Here is a 3,712-nt window from a genome sequence, read left to right as displayed (position 1 = left end):
GCGGCTGGATCACCTCCTTTCTAAGGACCCTTTTTAAGGGAAACGGAAACTTTGCACGTTTGTCTTCTTTAATTTTGAGAGGTTTTTGCAAGAAAAACCATCAACCACATGATGATTTGTGGGGCCTTAGCTCAGCTGGGAGAGCGCCTGCTTTGCACGCAGGAGGTCAGCGGTTCGATCCCGCTAGGCTCCATTAAAACAGGATACTAACAGACGGTTCGCTTTAGCGAAAACTTCTGTAGAAAAATAGGAAATCGACGCAGTGTGTCTTGCACACAAGGAGATTTATCATTTTTCCTAAGAAGTTAGTCTGGTGATCAACTTTATAGATCTTGTTTTAGATGATATTTGAATACGAACCTAAACTTTCTAGGAATAAGTCGAAACCATCTAGTGTCTTGTGGACACGTCGCTGGTTCACTCCTTATTCTACGCCAGTTTTGCGCAAGTTGCACGGTTCTTAATATCATGTATTTGTCCATTGAAAATTGAATATCTATCAAATTCCATGTAACTAGAAATAGTTATATGAATAGTAACAAGAAAATAAACCGAAAACGCTGTGAATATTTAATGAGTATCATTTCTAGTTTTTAACAACTAGTTTAATAAGGTTAAGTTAATAAGGGCGCACGGTGGATGCCTTGGCACTAGGAGCCGATGAAGGACGTGACAAACGACGAAATGCTTTGGGGAGTTGTAAGTAAGCGAAGATCCAGAGATGTCCGAATGGGGGAACCCAACAGGTAATGCCTGTTATCCATGACTGTTAAGGTCATGTGAAGGAAGACGCAGTGAACTGAAACATCTAAGTAGCTGCAGGAAGAGAAAGCAAACGCGATTGCCTTAGTAGCGGCGAGCGAAACGGCAGGAGGGCAAACCGAGAAGTTTACTTCTCGGGGTTGTAGGACTGTGACGTGGAGTGATGGAATATAGAAGAATGACATGGGAAGGTCAGCCAAAGAGAGTGAGAGCCTCGTATTCGAAATAGTCCATGACCCTAACAGTATCCTGAGTACGGCGAGACACGCGAAATCTTGTCGGAATCCGGGAGGACCATCTCCCAACCCTAAATACTCCCTAGTGACCGATAGTGAACCAGTACCGTGAGGGAAAGGTGAAAAGCACCCCGGAAGGGGAGTGAAATAGAACCTGAAACCGTGTGCCTACAACAAGTTCGAGCCCGTTAATGGGTGAGAGCGTGCCTTTTGTAGAATGAACCGGCGAGTTACGCTATGATGCGAGGTTAAGTTGAAGAGACGGAGCCGTAGGGAAACCGAGTCTGAAAAGGGCGACATAGTATCATGGTGTAGACCCGAAACCATGTGACCTACCCATGAGCAGGTTGAAGGTGCGGTAAGACGCACTGGAGGACCGAACCAGGGCACGTTGAAAAGTGCTTGGATGACTTGTGGGTAGCGGAGAAATTCCAAACGAACTTGGAGATAGCTGGTTCTCTCCGAAATAGCTTTAGGGCTAGCGTCGACATAGAAGAATCTTGGAGGTAGAGCACTGTTTGGATGAGGGGGCCATCTCGGTTTACTGATTTCAGATAAACTCCGAATGCCAAAGATTTATGGTCGGCAGTCAGACTGCGAGTGCTAAGATCCGTAGTCGAAAGGGAAACAGCCCAGACCACCAGCTAAGGTCCCAAAATAATTGTTAAGTGGAAAAGGATGTGGGGTTGCACAGACAACTAGGATGTTAGCTTAGAAGCAGCTATTCATTCAAAGAGTGCGTAATAGCTCACTAGTCGAGTGACCCTGCGCCGAAAATGTACCGGGGCTAAAACAATTTACCGAAGCTGTGGATAACACATAAGTGTTATGGTAGGAGAGCGTTCTATGTGTGGAGAAGGTATACCGTGAGGAGTGCTGGAACGCATAGAAGTGAGAATGCCGGTATGAGTAGCGCAAGATGGGTGAGAATCCCATCCACCGTAAGACTAAGGTTTCCAGGGGAAGGCTCGTCCGCCCTGGGTTAGTCGGGACCTAAGGAGAGACCGAAAGGTGTATCCGATGGACAACAGGTTGATATTCCTGTACTAGTGTATATAGTGATGGAGGGACGCAGTAGGCTAACTAAACCGGACGACTGGAAGAGTCCGGCTAAACAGTGAGGTGTGAAATGAGTCAAATGCTTATTTCTGTAACATTGAGCTGTGATGGGGAGCGAAGTTTAGTAGCGAAGTTAGTGACGTCACACTGCCAAGAAAAGCTTCTAGCGTTTCAGTATACACTACCCGTACCGCAAACCGACACAGGTAGTCGAGGCGAGTAGCCTCAGGTGATCGAGAGAACTCTCGTTAAGGAACTCGGCAAAATGACCCCGTAACTTCGGGAGAAGGGGTGCTGACTGTAGGTCAGCCGCAGTGAATAGGCCCAAGCAACTGTTTATCAAAAACACAGCTCTCTGCTAAATCGTAAGATGATGTATAGGGGGTGACGCCTGCCCGGTGCTGGAAGGTTAAGAGGAGCGCTTAGCGTAAGCGAAGGTGTGAATTGAAGCCCCAGTAAACGGCGGCCGTAACTATAACGGTCCTAAGGTAGCGAAATTCCTTGTCGGGTAAGTTCCGACCCGCACGAAAGGCGTAATGATTTGGGCACTGTCTCAACGAGAGACTCGGTGAAATTTTAGTACCTGTGAAGATGCAGGTTACCCGCGACAGGACGGAAAGACCCCATGGAGCTTTACTGCAGTTTGATATTGAGTATCTGTACCACATGTACAGGATAGGTAGGAGCCATTGAAGTCGGGACGCCAGTTTCGACAGAGGCGTTGTTGGGATACTACCCTTGTGTTATGGCTACTCTAACCCAGATAGGTTATCCCTATCGGAGACAGTGTCTGACGGGCAGTTTGACTGGGGCGGTCGCCTCCTAAAGAGTAACGGAGGCGCCCAAAGGTTCCCTCAGATTGGTTGGAAATCAATCGTAGAGTGTAAAGGTATAAGGGAGCTTGACTGCGAGAGCTACAACTCGAGCAGGGACGAAAGTCGGGCTTAGTGATCCGGTGGTACCGTATGGAAGGGCCATCGCTCAACGGATAAAAGCTACCCTGGGGATAACAGGCTTATCTCCCCCAAGAGTTCACATCGACGGGGAGGTTTGGCACCTCGATGTCGGCTCGTCGCATCCTGGGGCTGTAGTCGGTCCCAAGGGTTGGGCTGTTCGCCCATTAAAGCGGCACGCGAGCTGGGTTCAGAACGTCGTGAGACAGTTCGGTCCCTATCCGTCGCGGGCGTAGGAAATTTGAGAGGATCTGCTCCTAGTACGAGAGGACCAGAGTGGACTTACCGCTGGTGTACCAGTTGTCTCGCCAGAGGCATCGCTGGGTAGCTATGTAGGGAAGGGATAAACGCTGAAAGCATCTAAGTGTGAAACCCACCTCAAGATGAGATTTCCCATAACTTTATGTTAGTAAGAGCCCTGAGAGAAGATCAGGTAGATAGGTTGGAAGTGGAAGTGTGGTGACACATGTAGCGGACCAATACTAATCGCTCGAGGACTTATCCGAGATAGAGAGATATTGACAGCAAGTCGGAAACTTGTTAGAATATAGATATTCAATTTTGAGTTGACAAGACTCAGTAGTTAAGTGACGATAGCCTAGGAGATACACCTGTACCCATGCCGAACACAGTAGTTAAGCCCTAGAACGCCTGAAGTAGTTGGGGGTTGCCCCCTGTGAGATACGGTAGTCGCTTAGCCAT

The 3,712-nt window shown here is 48.1% G+C and carries 1 tRNA gene and 2 rRNA genes; all 3 read left to right on the top strand.

The features are described from left to right. The first annotated feature begins 120 nt into the window (after positions 1 to 120). The 3 genes from F602_RS0100210 to rrf all read left to right on the top strand — a co-directional run bounded on the left by F602_RS0100210 (position 121) and on the right by rrf (position 3,709). Positions 121 to 193, top strand: a tRNA-Ala gene (locus F602_RS0100210). 419 nt (positions 194 to 612) lie between these two features. Beyond that, positions 613 to 3,516 (top strand): 23S ribosomal RNA (locus F602_RS0100205). A 77-nt stretch (positions 3,517 to 3,593) separates the two neighbouring features. After that, a 5S ribosomal RNA gene (gene rrf, locus F602_RS0100200) occupies positions 3,594 to 3,709 on the top strand. Positions 3,710 to 3,712 lie beyond the last annotated feature (3 nt).

The sequence above is a fragment of the Streptococcus minor DSM 17118 genome, assembly GCF_000377005.1.
GTDB lineage: Bacteria > Bacillota > Bacilli > Lactobacillales > Streptococcaceae > Streptococcus > Streptococcus minor.
This window is presented reverse-complemented; position numbering and strand designations above follow the sequence as displayed.